Source organism: Clostridium sp. C8 (assembly GCF_001010885.1).
Lineage (GTDB): Bacteria > Bacillota > Clostridia > Clostridiales > Clostridiaceae > Clostridium > Clostridium sartagoforme.
Map to the genome: position 1 here is coordinate 56842 of NZ_LBMX01000082.1, position 18417 is coordinate 75258.

13 protein-coding genes and 1 other annotated feature are annotated in these 18417 nt (G+C 27.1%); of the genes, 1 reads left to right on the top strand and 12 read right to left on the bottom strand.

The genetic code is table 11. The features are described from left to right. Nucleotides 1-76: 76 nt before the first annotated feature. On the bottom strand, nucleotides 77-577 hold the full coding sequence (locus AAT22_RS11770) for a QueT transporter family protein (RefSeq protein ID WP_047001368.1): 501 nt from the start codon (nucleotides 575-577) through the stop codon (nucleotides 77-79). Nucleotides 578-857: 280 nt separating this feature from the next. Then, on the bottom strand, nucleotides 858-2918 hold the full coding sequence (locus AAT22_RS11775; RefSeq protein WP_047001369.1) for a hypothetical protein: 2061 nt from the start codon (nucleotides 2916-2918) through the stop codon (nucleotides 858-860). 167 nt (nucleotides 2919-3085) lie between these two features. Here AAT22_RS11775 and AAT22_RS11780 point away from each other — a divergent pair, with 167 nt between their 5' ends. Next, entirely contained in the window at nucleotides 3086-4066 is a 981-nt protein-coding gene (locus tag AAT22_RS11780; RefSeq protein WP_016208485.1) for an alpha/beta hydrolase, read from the top strand. 159 nt (nucleotides 4067-4225) lie between these two features. On the opposite strand, the gene pyrE is transcribed toward AAT22_RS11780, so the two are convergent. From pyrE to miaB, 10 genes are all read right to left on the bottom strand, one after another. Next, nucleotides 4226-4909, bottom strand: coding sequence for an orotate phosphoribosyltransferase (gene pyrE, locus AAT22_RS11785; RefSeq protein WP_047001370.1), 684 nt, complete (start codon nucleotides 4907-4909; stop codon nucleotides 4226-4228). Nucleotides 4910-5080: 171 nt separating this feature from the next. Continuing rightward, nucleotides 5081-5509 carry a hypothetical protein gene (locus tag AAT22_RS11790; protein WP_047001371.1) on the bottom strand — a complete coding sequence of 143 codons (429 nt, stop codon included), beginning with the start codon at nucleotides 5507-5509 and terminating at the stop codon, nucleotides 5081-5083. Between the two features lie 146 nt (nucleotides 5510-5655). Next, nucleotides 5656-7134, bottom strand: coding sequence for a glutamate synthase subunit beta (locus AAT22_RS11795; protein WP_047001372.1), 1479 nt, complete (start codon nucleotides 7132-7134; stop codon nucleotides 5656-5658). After that, on the bottom strand, nucleotides 7134-11672 hold the full coding sequence (gltB, locus tag AAT22_RS11800; RefSeq protein ID WP_047001373.1) for a glutamate synthase large subunit: 4539 nt from the start codon (nucleotides 11670-11672) through the stop codon (nucleotides 7134-7136). The genes AAT22_RS11795 and gltB overlap by 1 nt, the downstream gene beginning before the upstream one ends. Before the next feature lie 90 nt (nucleotides 11673-11762). Further along, nucleotides 11763-12314, bottom strand: coding sequence for an ANTAR domain-containing protein (locus AAT22_RS11805; protein WP_047001374.1), 552 nt, complete (start codon nucleotides 12312-12314; stop codon nucleotides 11763-11765). A 26-nt stretch (nucleotides 12315-12340) separates the two neighbouring features. Next, nucleotides 12341-13672 carry a type I glutamate--ammonia ligase gene (glnA, locus tag AAT22_RS11810; protein ID WP_047001375.1) on the bottom strand — a complete coding sequence of 444 codons (1332 nt, stop codon included), beginning with the start codon at nucleotides 13670-13672 and terminating at the stop codon, nucleotides 12341-12343. A gap of 206 nt (nucleotides 13673-13878) precedes the next feature. Continuing rightward, nucleotides 13879-15045, bottom strand: a complete 1167-nt coding sequence (locus tag AAT22_RS11815; RefSeq protein WP_016208494.1) for an aminotransferase class I/II-fold pyridoxal phosphate-dependent enzyme — start codon at nucleotides 15043-15045, stop codon at nucleotides 13879-13881. Further along, entirely contained in the window at nucleotides 15042-15524 is a 483-nt protein-coding gene (locus AAT22_RS11820; protein ID WP_016208495.1) for an Lrp/AsnC family transcriptional regulator, read from the bottom strand. Before AAT22_RS11820 ends, AAT22_RS11815 begins: the two co-directional genes overlap by 4 nt. 41 nt (nucleotides 15525-15565) lie before the next feature. Further along, nucleotides 15566-15820: a binding site (T-box leader), on the bottom strand. 83 nt (nucleotides 15821-15903) lie between these two features. After that, on the bottom strand, nucleotides 15904-16749 hold the full coding sequence (locus tag AAT22_RS11825; RefSeq protein ID WP_052953956.1) for a TerC/Alx family metal homeostasis membrane protein: 846 nt from the start codon (nucleotides 16747-16749) through the stop codon (nucleotides 15904-15906). A 300-nt stretch (nucleotides 16750-17049) separates the two neighbouring features. Next, nucleotides 17050-18381 (bottom strand): tRNA (N6-isopentenyl adenosine(37)-C2)-methylthiotransferase MiaB, encoded by a 1332-nt coding sequence (miaB, locus tag AAT22_RS11830; protein WP_047001376.1) that lies wholly within the window; start codon nucleotides 18379-18381, stop codon nucleotides 17050-17052. Nucleotides 18382-18417 lie beyond the last annotated feature (36 nt).

An 18417-nucleotide genomic window follows, 5' to 3' on the forward strand; every position in this document is an offset into this window, starting at 1 on the left:
TGTCTATTAGTGTCTAAGTATATTTTAAATAAAAAAGTAAGCTTAGACAACTATAAAAAGTATCTAAGCTTATCTTTTATTGCAAAGCAAGTCTATCTTTATATTTATTTTGTATTAATTTAAATACTGGTACACCTACTACTGTAACAACTACAAATTCTCCAATACCTACTTGAAGCATAGTTAATACTAGTGGAACACCAAGGACATAATTTAACATCCATCCAATTATTACACCATTAAAAATAGTTGGCCATAATGAAGCAATTATTAAACTAAGTTTTTTCGATTTTATATACTTAGCTGTAAGAGATATTGCAGATACACTTAAAAATGTAGCTAAGGTCCCGAAGACAATATCCATAATACCTAGTCCACCTAATATATTTGCTAATAGACATCCTATAGTTAATCCAACTATGTAAAACGGATCTATAAATGCTAACAATACTAAAACTTCTGATAATCTAAATTGTACCGGACCATAGCTTATAGGTGCTAATACTATTGTTAGTGCTGCGTAAATTGCAGCAACTAATGCTGCTTTAACTAATTTTTTTGTTATGTTTTCTTTCAATATAATCTCCTCCAAAATTTCACTTAGAATTTTATCAAAATAAAAAGGTGCCTTAAATAGACACCTCAAAAATATAAAAATACGAAATAAAATTACAAGTATAATACATGTAGAAATAAAATAGAGAGCTCATATAAATGAACCCTCTAGAAATAAAATCACACTTAATACAAATTGCAATTAATTACCGTAGTTTTATTTATAGACAGGAGGTTTCCGAACTGTCTTATTTGATTTTCTTTAATATTATATTTTATAACTTACATAAAGTCAATATATTTTATATTTCATTTAAGTAATTAGCTAATTTAGATAATTCTTTTGTTTTATTTAACCACCAATTTCTTGTCCAAATTCTATATAAGTTAATATTCTTATCTTTTAATGATTTAGATAAATATATATCTTTTAGTAAAATGTAATTTTCTTTTTCTATTATTTCTCCATCAAGAATTACTGCTGTAATTATATTAGAATTAGAATCTTTGATTAGTAAATTTATATTAAACTCATCTACATATGAGTTTCTTTCTATTAGATAGCCTAACTTTTCTAGGTACTTTTGTATTTCAGTTAATATATTATTTTCACTATTAGATATTATTAATTTTCTAGTTTCAGATACTAAAATATTTTTATAATCTTTAAAATTTATATTACTATCAATAGAATTTTTAGAAAAGATTATTATATCATTACTTAAAGTATTAATATAATTTAGTTTCTCATTATCAATTTTATTGACATTTTCAATGATAATTATTTTATCAAATATAAGATTTTTATTGTTTAAATTTGTTAGTGTATTAGTATCTAAATTAGATATTATACAAGGAAATAAACTTTTAAATATTTCTTCATCAGATAAATCTGCTTTATTAATATCATTACTAGATATTTTTAAATTTTCTCTTAATATATTATCCCACGTAGAATTAATTGCAGGTAATAGTAAATTACTTCTATTTACTACATCACCACAAATCTCAATTATTATTTCATCAAAATTTTCATATTTATTTAAAATCTCAGTATTTTTTAATTCTTGATCTTCTATTTCTAAATATAATTTTAATTTAGGAATATTTATAAGAATATTAGTAATATTATTTTTATCTTCTATATTATCATAACAATAGTTTAATATTTCACTTTCTATAGGATTTAAAGATTCAATTTCCTTTTTTATATCTTTAATTCCATAGCATAGATTAATTATTTTCTTATATAAAACTAAAATCTCTTTTAAATCTTCACCTTTAATAAGCTTATTAAATAACTCATTATAAGCTTCCTTTTTTAAAATGTCCTTTAAAAATTTTAATTTATTAAGATGAAAATTTAAATTCTCAAGATTAATTAAATATTCATTTTTTATTTGATTTTCAAAATTAACAAAATTAGTAAGGTTGTTTTCTTGATCTATTAGGTTCTTTTTATTCTTAAATAAACCAAAGAATTTATTTTTCTTTTTTTGAGTAAGCAAATGATAATTATATTTAAAGTTTACTATATTAACTAAATTATTTATATCGTTATACTTCATATCAGGATTAATAGAAAATGTTTCTATAAAATCCGAAGTATATTGAGATTCAATAAAAGAAATTTTAAACTCAGCATCTTTTACTAACTCATCTATTTTACTAATTATTAAATCTAATTCATTATAATTAATTTTATCTTTTAGAATTTTTATCATATTATTGTTAGTAAATCTTCTATATCTTATATACCTTTTTATTACATCAGAGTTTATAAGTTTATTTACAGTACTATAAATTTCACTATAGCTATATTTTTCAAGGGGCTTCTTTATTCTAAAAATCTTATAATACTTAAAAAGATAGTCATATTTGCTTAAACAATTATTAGTTATAGTATATTTGTCTAATATAGATAGTGATTTCTCACTTTGATCAGTAAAAAAGCTTAATATAGATCTTATAAGATTCACATTTTTATCAATATTTCTTGATAGTAAATTTACTTTACTTATAAGTGTTTTGCCTGTTAACTGTGGTAAACTTAATATTTGTTCTTTTACACAAGCATCAATATCAATATTTTCTTTAAATTGAATAACTCTACTTCCTAAGGATGTTATAATTTCACTTTCTTTAATTTCATTAATATAAGTGTTTGATAAAACTAATATTTGTTTTTTATTAAACAAAAAATCAGATAAAAGATAGTTAAATATATCCAATAAACATTCATAACTATGCTCAGTAATTATTAAATGTTCATATTCATATGAATATTTCAAAATCAATTCAGATATATAGCTAAAATTATATAAGTCTAAAACATTTTTTTCTTTATCAAAATCATTTACCATATATTAAATTTCGTTGCTAATCTAAAGCAACTCCTCCCCATTTAATTTAAAGTTAATAGTTTTAATACAATATATTCATAAAAATTAAAAATTATAATAAGTTTTAATTTATAATTTTACTTTATTGTCTATAATAACTAATAGCTTAAAATTAAGGAGTTGATCTTTTGAAGAAAATTTATAAATACATAGTAACATTTTTTGCAACATCTTTTGTAACTATTATAATTATTGTGTTTCACTTCAAAGGTGCACTTATATTGACATATGATATTATTAAAGAATTAAAAAATTCAGATAAGAGTATTGCTACACTAGGTGAATTAACAGACTATTATGCATCTACATCTATGGATGTAATGAATTTGAAGTATAAGGAAAGTACCTCTAACGAAGTATTTTTAGACATATATAAACCTACTAAAACAAATGAATCCTCACCTGTTATTATATATGTCCATGGAGGAAGTTGGATATATGGAGATAATGGAATACCTATAGGCTTGGACCCTATAGTAAATGCATTCAATAAAAGGGGGTTTACTATAATAAGTTTATCTTATCAACTATTAAAAGAAGATACTCCTATATCTAATCCAATAAGTGATGTAAAAGATGCAATAAGGTGGGTTTATAAAAATAAAGAAGAATACAATTTTAATACTAATGAAATTGGATTGCTTGGAATATCTTCAGGAGCTCATTTATCTTTACTTGCGGCTTATTCAGAAGAAGATGATTTTATGGGAGATGAAGATCTAGCAAAGTATCCTTCAAATGTTAAATATGTTATTGATGTTTTTGGTCCAACCGAGTTATCTACTTTAGATTTTTCATTAGTAGAAGATACTTATAAAGAAGGTATTGAAAAGTTAAAAGAAACCCCCTTTTTTAAGGAAGCTTATAGTCCTATTAATTATGTAAATGAAAACTCTCCAAGTACTTTAATAATACATAGTAAAAATGATGAATTAGTGCCTTATAAAAATTCATTAGATTTATACTCTAAACTTCAACAATTAAAAATAAGTTCTAAGTTACTTACCTTAAGTTCTGGAGGGCATAATTTTTACGGTTTTGATAATAAAGAAATTGCAGCATTAATATTTGAAACATTAAAATTTCTTTCTTCTAATACCTCATTATAAAAAAATAAATAACCAGTTAATAAATATTCTGATTTAAATATCAAATATCAAATATCTATTAACTGGAATTTAACTTTATTTTATATTAAATTATATTCTAAAAAATCATTTATAATCTTAGTAACAATAAAAATATCAAAACTATAAAATATATTTTTTTTATATATTATAAGTAACTCCATATTTAGTGTAGTATTCATCTATAGTTTTCTTCATATTATCATCTATATATACTTTGCCATTTATTTCTCTATTATATAAATAAGTTACAATTTCCTTCATTGTAACTATAGGATATGTACTTATACCAAATATCTCTTTTATTTCTTCTTGAGCAGATTTTTCAGATTTCCCTTTTTCCATTCTATCTACTGATATAATAAGTCCTCGTATATCTATATTTCCTTGTGCTTTTAAAATTGGTACTGTTTCATGTATAGATGTACCAGCAGTCATAACATCCTCAACTATTACAATCCTCGTATCATCTTTAATAGAGCCTCCTAAAAGTATTCCACCTTCACCATGATCTTTAATTTCTTTTCTGTTTGAACAATAATTTACATTGATATTATATAATTCATTTAAAGAAATTGCTGTGGTTACTGTTAACGGAATCCCTTTATATGCAGGTCCAAATAATACATCTAAATCTTCCTTAAAATGTTCATATATAGTCTTAGCATAAAATTCTCCTAATTTTTTTAATTGTATTCCTGTAGTGTAATTACCTGTATTTATAAAAAATGGAGTTTTTCTACCACTTTTAGTTAAAAAATCTCCAAATTTCAATACATTACTTTCAATCATAAATTCAATAAATTCTTCCTTATATCTTTCCATATTACCAATTCCTTTCTAATAAACAAATATTAAATATAAAAAAATTAATATTATACGTATAAGTTATTTATAATTTTATCATTATTTTATATAAAATACTAATGTTTTGAAAGAAAAAAGCATTAAATAAAAATTTAATGCTTTTCTCCTTTAAATTGTGAATATCAAATTTTATCCTCTAGCTTCTTTATTTAATTCATATAATCTTTGTCTTTCTGGTAATGTAAGTTCAGTAGCACCTTCTCTTTTTTCAATAAGCTTTTGTAATTCTTGAAATTTTGCATCACCTAATTTAAGTTTTATTATTTCTGCTTTCATATTTTTTAGTTCATTTTTTTCAGAAATATTTAATGTCTCACCATTATTAATTTTTTCTCTTAGAATATTTAGTTTTTCTTTTTGTGATGCATCTAGATAGCCTTCATTTTTTGGAGTCCAAAAGTCATCAAATTTGTCTTTATTTAAGGCAATACTTATATTATTTGAAACTCTAAAAGCATTGCCTTTATTTTTTACATCATCAGCTTGTACGATATTAAATTTCGAAAAGTTTATTAGGGTCGCTGCTAAAATAAAAAATGTAGATAATTTTTTAATCATCTTTTGTACCTCCTTTTTTAGATATTCACATTATTAGTATGTGAATAATTTTAAATTTTAAATAAAGAAATTTTTACTATAATAAACTAATTTTAAAATTATGAATATTATTAATTGTAAATACTAAAATAAGCAAGCAAAGACAATTAATCTTTTAGTTGTAAATACTTATCTACAGACAATGCAGCTTCTAATCCTTCTCTAATTGCCCATACAACTAAAGATTGCCCTCTCCTAGCATCACCACATACAAATATTTTTTCTTTATTAGTTATAAAATTTTTATATTCTGCTTTAATATTACCTCTATTATCTAAATCTACACCAAAACTATTACTTATATATTCTTCAGTTCCTAAAAAGCCCATTGCTAGTAATACTACATCTACTTCAAGTATTTCTTCACTATTAGGTATTTCTCTAAATGACACTCTACTATTTTCATCTTTAATCCATTCAACTTTTACAGTAATAGCAGACTTTACATTACCTTCTTCATCACCAATAAACTCTTTTACACTAGTACAATATCTTCTAGGCTCATATCCTAATACTTCTATTGCTTCTTCTTGTCCATAATCTACCTTTAATGTTCTACTCCATTGTGGCCATGGATTATTAGAAAGTCTTTCCTTTGGAAGAGGATTAGTTATTTCTAATTGAATTACAGATTTACACCCTTGTCTAATAGATGTTGCTACACAGTCAGTACCAGTATCTCCGCCACCGATTATTAATACATTTTTATCTTTACATGAAATAAAGTTACTACTTTTATTACCATTATCTAATAATTGTCTTGTATTTTCTTTTAAATAGTTTACTGCAAATTCTATTCCCTTTAAATTTCTGCCTCTAACATTTAGATCTCTAGGTTTTGTAGCTCCAGTTGCTAAAACAATAGCTTCATAATCTTCTAATACTTTTTCCTTTAATTCATTATCTTTACATATATCAGATTTAGTGAAAAATTTAATTCCCTCTTCTTCCATTAAATTAACTCTTCTGTTTACTACATCTTTATCTAGCTTCATATTAGGAATTCCATACATTAAAAGTCCACCAATTCTGTCTTCTCTTTCATATACCTCTACAGAATAGCCAAGCTTATTTAAAAGATAACTGCTTGCAAGTCCAGCTGGTCCAGAACCTATTACTGCAACCTTCTTGTTATTTCTATATTTTGGGGGAGTTGCTACAATTTTTTTATCATTAAAAGCTTTCTCTATTATATATCTTTCATTTTCCTTTATGCTTACAGCAGGAGAATTAATTGATACTGTACAGGCTGATTCACAAGGAGCTGGACAGACTCTACCTGTGAATTCTGGAAAAGGATTTGTTTTTAAAAGTCTTTTTAAGGCTAAGTCCCAATTTTCTCTATATATTAAATCATTAAACTCTGGTATTAAATTATTTAATGGACATCCTGATGCCATTCCATTTATAAGAATACCTGATTGGCAAAATGGCACACCACAATCCATACATCTTGCACCTTGTTTTACTTGTTCATCTTCTGAAAGTAAATTGTGAAACTCCTTATAATGAGTTATTCTTTCTTTAGTAGGAGTATTTATTCCTACTTTTCTTTCAAATTCTAAAAATCCAGTTGGTTTTCCCATTATATAGCACTCCTTTCATAAAATGCTGCAAGTAAAGCATCTTCATTGTTTAAACCTTCAGCCTTCTTTTTATCAATTAAAGTAATTATTTTTTTATAATCATTTGGAACTACTTTAACAAAATGTTTACTTTCATTAGTCCAATTATCTAATAATATTCTTCCAAGGTCAGATTCTGTAGTTTCAACATGTTCTTCTATTAAAGCTTTAAGATTTTCTAAATCATTAGAATCTAAATTCTCTATTTTAACCATTTCTTTATTTAAATTATTGTTAAATTGCTCTTTTTTATTGTATACATAAGCAATTCCACCACTCATACCAGCTGCAAAGTTTATTCCACATTCACCAAGTAAAACTACAACTCCACCTGTCATATATTCACAACCATGTGCTCCAACACCTTCAACAACAGCTGTTGCTCCAGAATTTCTAACACAGAATCTTTCTCCAGCAATACCATTTATAAAGACTTTTCCAGATGTAGCACCATATAATGCTACGTTACCAATTATTATATTTTCTTCAGGTTTTATGTCACAATCCTTAGGATTCTTAACTATTATTTTACCTCCAGATAATCCCTTACCTAAATAATCATTACAATCTCCAGTAACCTTTATTGTAACCCCTTTAGGTACAAAGGCTCCTATACTTTGTCCACCAGCACCAGTACAGTTTAATATTATTGAATCATCATTTAAAGTATTGTATCCATATTTTCTAGTTATTTCAGAACCAAGTAGTGTTCCAAGTGTTCTATCAGTATTCATTATATCTATATCCATATTTATAGGCGTTTTTCCATCAAAATTCTTATTAACCATAGGAATTAATAAGTCTTTATCTAGAGTGTTAATGCTTGGTGAGCTATAATTTTTATTAAACTTATTTGCTATAAAGAATCTTTTATCTTGAATAAAAACTGATGATAAATTAATTTTGCTACGTTTAAAGCCTTTAATATTTTCTTTTTGTTTTAATCTATCAAAACGTCCTACCATTTCTTCAACAGTTCTAAATCCTAATTTAGCCATGTATTCTCTTAATTCTTCTGCAATAAAATACATAAAGTTAATTACATATTCAGGTTTACCACTAAATCTTTTTCTTAGTTCCTTATTTTGAGTTGCTATTCCAACAGGGCAAGTATCTAAATTACAAACTCTCATCATAGCACATCCTAAGGATATAAGAGGAGCTGTTGCAAATCCAAATTCTTCAGCTCCAAGTAGTGCTGCTATTGCTACATCTCTACCTGTCATAAGCTTACCATCTGTTTCTAATCTAACTCTATCTCTTAAACCATTTAAAATTAATGTTTGATGAGTTTCTGCAAGTCCAAGTTCCCATGGTAATCCAGCATTCTGAATTGATGTCTTAGGAGAAGCTCCTGTACCACCATCATGTCCTGAAATTAAAATTAAAGAAGCTCCAGCCTTTGCGACACCAGTTGCTACTGTTCCTACTCCTGCTTCTGAAACAAGCTTTACTGAAACATCAGCTTTATGATTAGCCTGTTTTAAATCGTATATAAGTTGAGCTAAATCTTCTATTGAATATATATCATGATGTGGTGGTGGAGATATAAGTCCAACTCCTGTAGTTGCACCTCTTGTTTTAGCTATCCAAGGATATACTTTATTACCTGGTAATTGTCCACCTTCACCTGGTTTTGCCCCTTGAGCCATCTTTATTTGTAGTTCATCTGCATTAACTAAATATTCAGATGTAACTCCGAATCTACCAGAAGCAATTTGTTTTATTGAGGATCTTCTTAAATCTCCATTTTCATCAGCCACAAATCTATTGCTGTCTTCTCCACCTTCACCAGTGTTAGATCTACCACCGATTCTGTTCATAGCTATAGCTAAAGCTTCATGAGCTTCTTTAGAAATTGAACCATATGACATAGCTCCTGTTTTAAATCTTTTTACAATAGATTCAACTGGTTCAACCTCATTTAATGGTATTGGATTATTTAAGAATTTAAAATCCATTAAACTTCTTAAAGTTATAAAACTTTCATCGTTATTTAGTAAATTTGAATATTCTTTAAAAAGGCTATAGCTCCCTGTTTTCGTAGCTTCTTGTAATTTATGAATTGTCAATGGATTATACAAATGTTCTTCTTTTCCAGATCTTAATTTATCTTTTCCTATTGAATCTAAAGTGAATTCAAAGTTTATACTGCTCTTTTTAAATGCATTATTATGTCTAATTAATACCTCTTCTTGTATTTCTTTTAAGGAAATACCACTTATTCTACTAACTGTATTTGTAAAGTATTTATTAATAACTTCATTATTTATACCTACAGCTTCAAGTATTTGAGCACCTCTATATGATTGAATCGTTGATATACCCATTTTTGAAATTATTTTTACTAGTCCCTTTAGTACAGACTTATTATATTTTTTTATAGCTACATCGTAATCTTCATTTAACAAGCTATCTTCTTTTAATTGCTTTATACATTCATAAGCTAAGTATGGATTTATAGCAGATGCTCCAAAGGATATAAGTGTTGCAAAATGATGAACTTCTCTAGGTTCAGCACTTTCAATTATTATATCTATTTTGCTTCTAAGTCCCCTTCTAATAAGATAATGATGAACTGAAGAAAGAGCCAATAATGAAGGTATAGGTATTAACTTATTATTTACTCCTCTGTCTGTTAAAATTAAAATATTATAATCTTCATTACATGCTTTTTCAACTTCTATTGATAAGTTTTTAAGAGCCTTTTCTAAATCATATTCTCCATTTTCTCTGCCATATAAAATACTTATTGTTTTAGTTTTAAAGTTTTCACTATCTATATTCTTTATCTTTGATAAATCCTCATTTGATAGAATTGGTGAAGCTAGCTTTATTTGCTTACAGTTATTTTCTGAATCCTCTAATATATTTCCTTGTGATCCTACATAAACTGTAGTTGATGTAATAATTTCCTCTCTTATTGCATCTATAGGCGGATTTGTTACCTGAGCAAATAATTGCTTAAAGTAATTAAATAGTAATTGTGGTGTATCTGATAAAACAGCAAGTGGTGTATCAACTCCCATTGAAGATAATGGTTCTTGTCCAGTTTCACTCATTGGAAGAATTGTATTTTTCAAATCATCATAACTATAACCAAATGCTTTCATCATTATATTTCTTTCATCATCAGAGATGTTTATAGTATCATCTGAAGATGTTTTTATTTTATCTAAGGTTAAAATGTTATTTTCTATCCATTTTAAATAAGGTAATCTTGAGTAATATTTTTCTTTTAATTCAGAATCATCTATAAATTTCTTGTTTTTAGTATCAACTAAAAGTATTTTTCCTGGAGTTAATCTTCCTTTAGATACTATTTCTTCATTTTTGATATCAAGAGCACCAACTTCAGATGATAATATTAAATTATTATCTTTAGTTACATAATATCTAGCAGGTCTTAATCCATTTCTATCTAGGGTTGCTCCCATCACATCTCCATCAGTAAATACTATAGCTGCTGGTCCATCCCATGGTTCCATTAAAGTTGCATTATATTCAAAAAATGCTCTTTCAGCATTAGATATAGATTTATTTTTATCCCATGGCTCAGGAACAAGCATCATTATTGCTTCTTCAATATTTCTTCCATTCATAATTAAAAATTCTAGTGTATTATCTAATATTGCAGAGTCTGATCCTTCAGTATTTATTATAGGTAATACTTTTTTAAAATTTTCACCAAATACCTTTGATTTTAAATTACCTTCTCTTGCAAATAAACTATTTATGTTACCTCTAAGAGTGTTAATTTCACCATTATGAATTATATATCTATTAGGATGAGCTCTTTTCCAACTAGGAACAGTATTCGTACTATATCTTGAATGCACCATTGCTATTGAAGACTCTACTTTTGCATTTGTTAAATCTTTATAAAAGTTTTTAAGTTGTCCTGATAGAAGTAATCCTTTATAAACAATTGTTTTACATGAAAGTGATGAAATATAAGCATTCTCAGTAACTAGCTCTTTTTCGAATCTTCTTCTTAATATATATAATCTTCTTTCAAATTCTTTAAAGTCTTTAATTTCAGAAGGCCTCTCAATTATAACCTGCTTAAAACATGGCATTGATGAAATAGCAAAACTTCCTAATTCTGCTGGATTTATTGGAACCCCTCTCCAAGCTAAAATCTTAAGTCCTTCTTCTACACATAGTTTTTCAAAAATTCTTATACAATTTTCTCTATCAAACTCATCTATTGGTAAAAAGAACATTCCGACTGCATATTCTTCTTCTTTTGGTAATATAACACCTAATCTCTGGAGTTCTTCTTTAAAAAATCTGTGAGGTATTTGGAATAGTATACCTGATCCATCCCCAGTCTTCCCATCTGCTCCTGTTCCACCCCTATGTTCTAAATTAATTAAAATATTTAACGCATCTTCTACAGCCTTATGAGTTTTTTTTCCGTCAATATTTACAACTGCGCCTATTCCGCATGCATCATGTTCAAATGAACTTCTATATAGTCCTATATCTTTATGCATTTTTATCCTCCTTTCAATATTTTCTTATAGACAAATAGAGTTTTATACTAATCCTATTCATTTAATTAAATAGATTAGTATAAAACTTAGTTATTTATCTGATAAAATTTTGTTTGAAAAATCGACCATTTTTAAGCCTAGATCCATGCTACATTTTTGGATATATCGAAATGCTTCATTTTCAGTTAATCCTTTTTGTTGCATAAGTAAACCTTTTGCTTTTTCAATGACTTTTCTTTCTTTAATTTTTGTTTCTAGTACATCTACCTTTTCTTTTAGTTTTCTTACTTTTCGCTCACTTTGATAAATCATATCTAATGAATTTATTAATATAGAATTATTTATGGGACTAGATATACAAAATATATCTGTTTCTTCTTGAACAAAAGACTTATATGGCTCATTTACTACTGCAAGAAAACTACACATTTCTCCAATATTATTATATATATCTATTAAATTCATATCCTTAAATTTGTAACCACTAATAACTATAGAAGGTGCTAGTTGTCTTATAGCACGTATAAGTTCATTTCCATAAGTGCATACAGTTAAAACATTATAGCCACTTCCCATTAAAACAGCTTTGATTTTTTGTCCTATGTCTTCATTATTTAGTGCAACTATAACATCTATTGCCATTTACATTGCTCCCTTACAAGTAAAAATTAATATTGTTTTAAATAGTTATCTAGCTCCCACATATGAACTTTACTTCTATAATCATCCCATTCAACTTTTTTTGCTTTTATATAATTGTTGAAAGTATGCTCTCCTAGTGTTTTCTTTACTAATTCACTCTCTTCCATATATTTAATAGCTTCTTCTAAGCTGCCTGGTAAGTTATCAATACTTTCTAATTCCCTTTCTTCTGCTGTCATTTTAAATATATTTTTTTCTATTCTTGCAGGTGGAACTAAGTTATTCTTAATACCATCAAGTCCAGCGGCTAAAAGACATGCTAGAACTAAGTAAGGATTTGCACTTGGATCTGGACATCTAAGTTCAATTCTAGTACCATTTCCTCTTGAAGCAGGAACCCTTATTAAAGGACTTCTGTTTTTTGCAGACCAAGCTATATAAACTGGAGCTTCATATCCTGGAACTAGTCTCTTATATGAATTAACTAGTGGATTAGTTATTGCTGATATCCCCTTAATATTCTTAATTAAACCAGCTATGAAACTATAAGCTGTTTTACTTAATCCTAATTCATCATTTTCATCCACAAAAGCATTTTTCCCATCTTTGTTTAATGACATATTTATATGCATTCCTGAACCATTTATACCAAAGAAAGGCTTAGGCATAAATGTAGCATGTAACCCATGTCTTTGAGCTATTGATTTAACAACCAACTTAAAGGTCATTATATTGTCAGCAGTTGTTAAAGCATTTTCATACTTAAAATCTATTTCATTTTGTCCAGCTGCAACTTCATGATGTGAAGCTTCTATTTCAAAGCCCATATCTTCTAAAACTAAGCTAATATCTCTTCTAACATTTTCTCCAGCATCTAAAGGACTTAAATCAAAGTATCCTGCATCATCTTGAGTTTTTAGTTTAGGATTTCCATACTCATCCGTATCTAATAAGAAAAACTCACATTCAGGTCCAACATTCATTGAATATCCTAAAGCCTCTGCTTCTTTCAAAACATTTTTTAAAACATTTCTTGGATCTCCTTCAAATGGTGTTCCATCAGGTCTATATACATCACATATTAAACGTGCAACTTTACCTTGTTGCGGTCTCCATGGAAAAATTACAAAGCTATCTAAGTTTGGTCTTAAATACATATCTGACTCTTCTATTCTAACAAAGCCAGATATAGATGAACCGTCAAACATTATTTGATTATCTAAAGCTTTTTCTAATTGCCTATCTGTTATTGCAACATTTTTTAATGCTCCAAAAATATCAGTAAATTGTAATCTAATAAATTTAACCCCATTTTCTTCTACTAATTTTTTAATATCTTCTCTTGAATATTTTGGCATAAAGTACTCCCCCTTAAATTTTTTATAAAAAAAGGCGAACAATAGAAAGCTTTCTATTGAACGCCGTTGTTCAAGTTATTTTTTACCATTATATTATTATTTTATTTATTTTGCAACTATTTTTTGAAAATTTTTTTAATAAACTTCATTATTTCTATATATTTTATATTATTTGTTTAGAATATCTATTATAATCGTAAAATAAACTAAGAAAGTTTATTAACAAATCTTTTTATTCTCTTTACTGCTTCAATCAAATCTTCGGTAGAAGAAGCGTAACATGCTCTTATATATCCTTCTCCACATTCGCCAAAAGCATTACCTGGAACCGCTAGAACCTTCTCTTCCATTAATAATTTCTCACAAAATTCATCTGAACTCATTCTTGTTGATTTTATGCAAGGAAAGACATATAATGCCCCCATCGGCTCAAAACAATCTAATCCCATTTCTCTAAACCCTTCAACAAGGATACGTCTTCTTCTATTATATTCTCTAGACATTTCTTTAACACTATCATCACCATTTTTCAGCGCTTCTATAGCTGCATATTGAGCAGTTGTTGGTGAACACATTATTGCATACTGATGTATCTTTTTTAAGGCCTCTATTAATATTTTATTTCCACAAACATAGCCTAATCTCCAACCAGTCATTGCATAAGCCTTAGAAAATCCATTTATAACTAATGTTTTATCTCTTACTTCACTAAAACTAGCAATTGAAAAGTGATCTTTATCATAAGATAATTCAGCATAAATTTCATCAGATAAAATTATTATTTCTCTATCTTTTAACACATCAACTATATCTTTTAACTCGTCTTTTGTCATAATAGCTCCAGTTGGATTATTAGGAAATGGAATTATTACAACTTTTGTTTTAGGGGTTATAGCTTCTTCTAAAAGTTTAGCTGTTAATTTAAACTCATCCTCAGCTCTTAAATTAATTATTTTAGGTGTAGCGCCACAAAATGTTGCACATCCTTTATATGCTACAAAACTAGGCTCTGGAATTATAACCTCATCTCCAGGTCCTACAAGGGCTCTTAATGCTAAATCTATTCCTTCACTTCCACCAACAGTTACTAATATTTCGCTAGATGAATCATAGTTTAGGTTAAACCTTCTATTTAAATATTTTGATATTTCTTCTCTTAATTCAATAAAACCAGCATTAGAGGAGTAATGAGTTTGTCCTTTTTCTAATGAATAAATACCTGCTTCTATAACATTCCATGGAGTAACAAAATCAGGTTCTCCAACACCTAAGGATATAACATCATCCATTTCATTGATTAAATCAAAATATTTTCTTATACCTGATGGCGGCATATTCCTAACATTGTCTAATATCATATCTTCTAAAATCATATAAAAATAGCCTCCCTATCTTCAGTTTTTCTTTCCTTAAATATAGTTCCATGATCTTTATATTTCTTTAGTACAAAGTGTGTAGCAGTACCTGTTACATATTCTTGAACTGCAAGCTTTTCAGATACAAATAAAGCTACCTCTTTCATTGTTTTCCCTTCTACAATTACAGTTAAATCAAATCCACCTGAAGACATTAAATAACATGCTTTAACTTGCTTAAATTTATATATTCTTTCTGCAACTTTATCAAATCCAGCACCTCTTTGAGGGGTTATCTTAACTTCTATTAAGGCTGTAACTGTTTCCTTACCTGTATTTTCCCAATTGATAAGAGCCGTATATCCTGCTATTATGCTTTTTTCTTCATAGTCCCTTATGGCTTCTCTTACTTCCTCTATTGTTTTTCCTGTCATTAATGCAATTTCTTCATCACTGTACCTACTGTTTTTTTCCAATACTTCTAAGATCTCATCCATTTTAAATACCTCCATATAAAAAAATAAGTCCTTCATCCACACAAAGGGACGAAGGACACTGTTTCGCGGTACCACCCTAATAAGTAAAATTTAATTTACTCACTCAGCTTGAATATATACAATATTCAATTCTCTATAACATGAGAAAACGTCAATATCTAATTAAGAATTTACATTCTTATTTTTCAATACGAGATTCAAAGGCTGCTTCATTTAACATATCATACTAATTTTCCACCTAAATATAGCTCTCTTTAATGCTTAGTTAAAATACTCTTCCTTATCATTATCTTTTAAATATTCTATTTTTTATTATTATAATAACAAAGTAACAAAACTTCAATAGGTTTTTTATATAAAAAGTAAATTATTTTTATTATTATCTGATTCTTAAATTTTTGTTTCCTTCATCATTTGAAAAAATAAGAGAAAACAAAATACTAAACAGTAAAATAACTAGTATTAATAATATTGAAATTGATACAGAAATTTCAATATTAAAATATAAAATTAGGAGCTTTAAACCTGTAAACATTAGTATTAATGCTACTCCATATTTCATAAATTTGAACATTCCATTTAATCTATTAAGTATATAATACATACTCCTTAAACAAATAATAGCAAATATATTTGAAGTATATACTATAAGCGGATTTTGAGTTATAGAAAAAATTGCAGGAATAGAATCTAAAGCAAACAATACGTCTGAACTTTCTATTATTATTAAAATTATAAACAATGGTGTAGCATAAAGCCGTTTATTTATTTTTACAAAGAATTTATGCCCTTCTAATTTATCATGAATAGGTATAACCTTTTGGAAAACTCTAATAATCGGATTTTTACTAAAATCAATATTATTATCGCTATGAAACATCATTTTAGCACCACTAAATATTAATATAATTCCAAATATATATATTATAAAATGGAATTTATTTATAATTTCTATACCTAATATTATAAATATAAGTCTTAATACCATTGCTCCTAATATTCCATATTTTAAAACTCGTTGTTGAAACTCTAATGGTATTTTAAAAGTCGAAAATACCATTAGGAACAAAAATAAATTATCTAAGCTAAGAGACATTTCAATTATATATCCACCTAAAAATTCAACAGCTGGTTTTAGTCCAAATGAGAGATATATGTATATATTAAATATTATAGCTAGTCCTATCCAAAATATTAAATTAAAAAAAGATTTTTTTACCCTCATATAAATACACTTCCTAAAAGATTATTCTTGGTATTATATGAAAATTAAATTTAATTTATTTCAATATAGATAAAAAAGTCGTCAAAGCGAGCTTACCGAACCGTCGATTTTTTTGTTCATGTGCATTTCCAAAGTTTGCTTGAGGAAAATCTCGTCCGTTCACTTTATTCTATTTTTTTACTCTATAGGAATAACTTTAACAACTTATATCCCATAAATGACTTATCTAAAGATTTTTAAGATATAATTTCCTATAGAGTAAAAAAGGAGCTACCATATGATAGCACCTAAATATAATTATTATACTTCACCAATAAGAGAAAACGGTTGAGCTCTTACTATCTTAACATTTACTAAGTCTCCAGCTTTTATATTCTCTCCAACAAAATTAACTAATTTTCCATTTCTTGTTCTTCCAGTTAATTTAGTTTCATCATTCTTACTCGGACCTTCTACTAATACTTCTACAACTTTTCCTTCATATACCTTATTACTTCTTATAACACCATCATTTACAGCTTTAATAAGTCTATCAAATCTATGGTGTTTATCAGCATCAGGAACTTGATTCAACATCATATCAGCAGGCGTATTGTTTCTTCTTGAATATATGAAAGTAAATGCAGAATCATATCCAACTCTTTCCACTAAATCTAAGGTTTCTAAGAAATCTTCTTCAGTTTCTCCTGGGAAACCAACTATAATATCTGTTGTTAATGATACATCTGGAATTTCCTTCTTTATCATATCTACTAACTCTAAATAGTATTCTTTAGTATAATGTCTGTTCATCTTCTTAAGTATTTTATCAGATCCACTTTGAACAGGAAGATGAATTTGTTCACATAACTTATCACATTCCTTTATTGCTAAAATAACATCCTTATTTAAATCTTTTGGATGAGATGTCATAAATCTTACTCTTTCTATACCATCAACTTCATTTATTTTTCTTAGAAGCTTAGCAAAATCTATATTTTCCTCTAATTCTTTTCCATAAGAGTTAACATTTTGCCCTAAAAGCGTTATTTCCTTATAGCCTTTTCCTACTAAATCCTTTATTTCATTTATAATATCATCTGATTTTCTACTTCTTTCTCTGCCTCTTACATATGGAACTACACAGTATGTACAGAAATTATTACATCCATACATTATAGTAACAAAAGCTTTTACATCACTTTGTCTATCTATCGGTACTCCTTCTACAATATCTGTTTCCTTATTAAATATTTCTTTAACCTGAACTCCTTCTGTTCTAACTCTATTTAAGTATTCTGGAAATTTATACGCGTTATGCGTTCCAAATATTATGTTAACATGTGGAAATTTCTTTAAAATTTTATCTGCCATACCTTCTTGTTGCATCATACATCCACATACTGCAATTATTAAATCAGGATTTTTCTTTTTTAAATGTTTTAACTCACCTAAGTTACCAAAAACTTTATTTTCAGCATTTTCTCTTACACAACAAGTATTATATATAATTATTCCTGCTTCTTCCAAAACTTCTGTTTTAGTATATCCAACCCTTTTTAGCATACCAGATAATTTTTCTGAGTCTTCCTCGTTCATCTGACATCCCCAAGTTTCTATATAATATTTCAAATCTCTAACTTCTTCCTTCATAAGTATTCTCCTTGCTATTTTAAAAATATATTTTCC

Excerpts from the sequence above, each read along its gene's own strand:
- AAT22_RS11775 (WP_047001369.1), bottom strand. The coding sequence starts at position 2,918 with ATGGTAAATGATTTTGATAAAGAAAAAAATGTTTTAGACTTATATAAT.
- pyrE (WP_047001370.1), bottom strand. The coding sequence starts at position 4,909 with ATGGAAAGATATAAGGAAGAATTTATTGAATTTATGATTGAAAGTAAT.
- AAT22_RS11790 (WP_047001371.1), bottom strand. The coding sequence starts at position 5,509 with ATGATTAAAAAATTATCTACATTTTTTATTTTAGCAGCGACCCTAATA.
- AAT22_RS11795 (WP_047001372.1), bottom strand. The coding sequence starts at position 7,134 with ATGGGAAAACCAACTGGATTTTTAGAATTTGAAAGAAAAGTAGGAATA.
- gltB (WP_047001373.1), bottom strand. The coding sequence starts at position 11,672 with ATGCATAAAGATATAGGACTATATAGAAGTTCATTTGAACATGATGCA.
- AAT22_RS11805 (WP_047001374.1), bottom strand. The coding sequence starts at position 12,314 with ATGGCAATAGATGTTATAGTTGCACTAAATAATGAAGACATAGGACAA.
- glnA (WP_047001375.1), bottom strand. The coding sequence starts at position 13,672 with ATGCCAAAATATTCAAGAGAAGATATTAAAAAATTAGTAGAAGAAAAT.
- AAT22_RS11815 (WP_016208494.1), bottom strand. The coding sequence starts at position 15,045 with ATGATTTTAGAAGATATGATATTAGACAATGTTAGGAATATGCCGCCA.
- AAT22_RS11820 (WP_016208495.1), bottom strand. The coding sequence starts at position 15,524 with ATGGATGAGATCTTAGAAGTATTGGAAAAAAACAGTAGGTACAGTGAT.
- AAT22_RS11825 (WP_052953956.1), bottom strand. The coding sequence starts at position 16,749 with ATGAGGGTAAAAAAATCTTTTTTTAATTTAATATTTTGGATAGGACTA.
- miaB (WP_047001376.1), bottom strand. The coding sequence starts at position 18,381 with ATGAAGGAAGAAGTTAGAGATTTGAAATATTATATAGAAACTTGGGGA.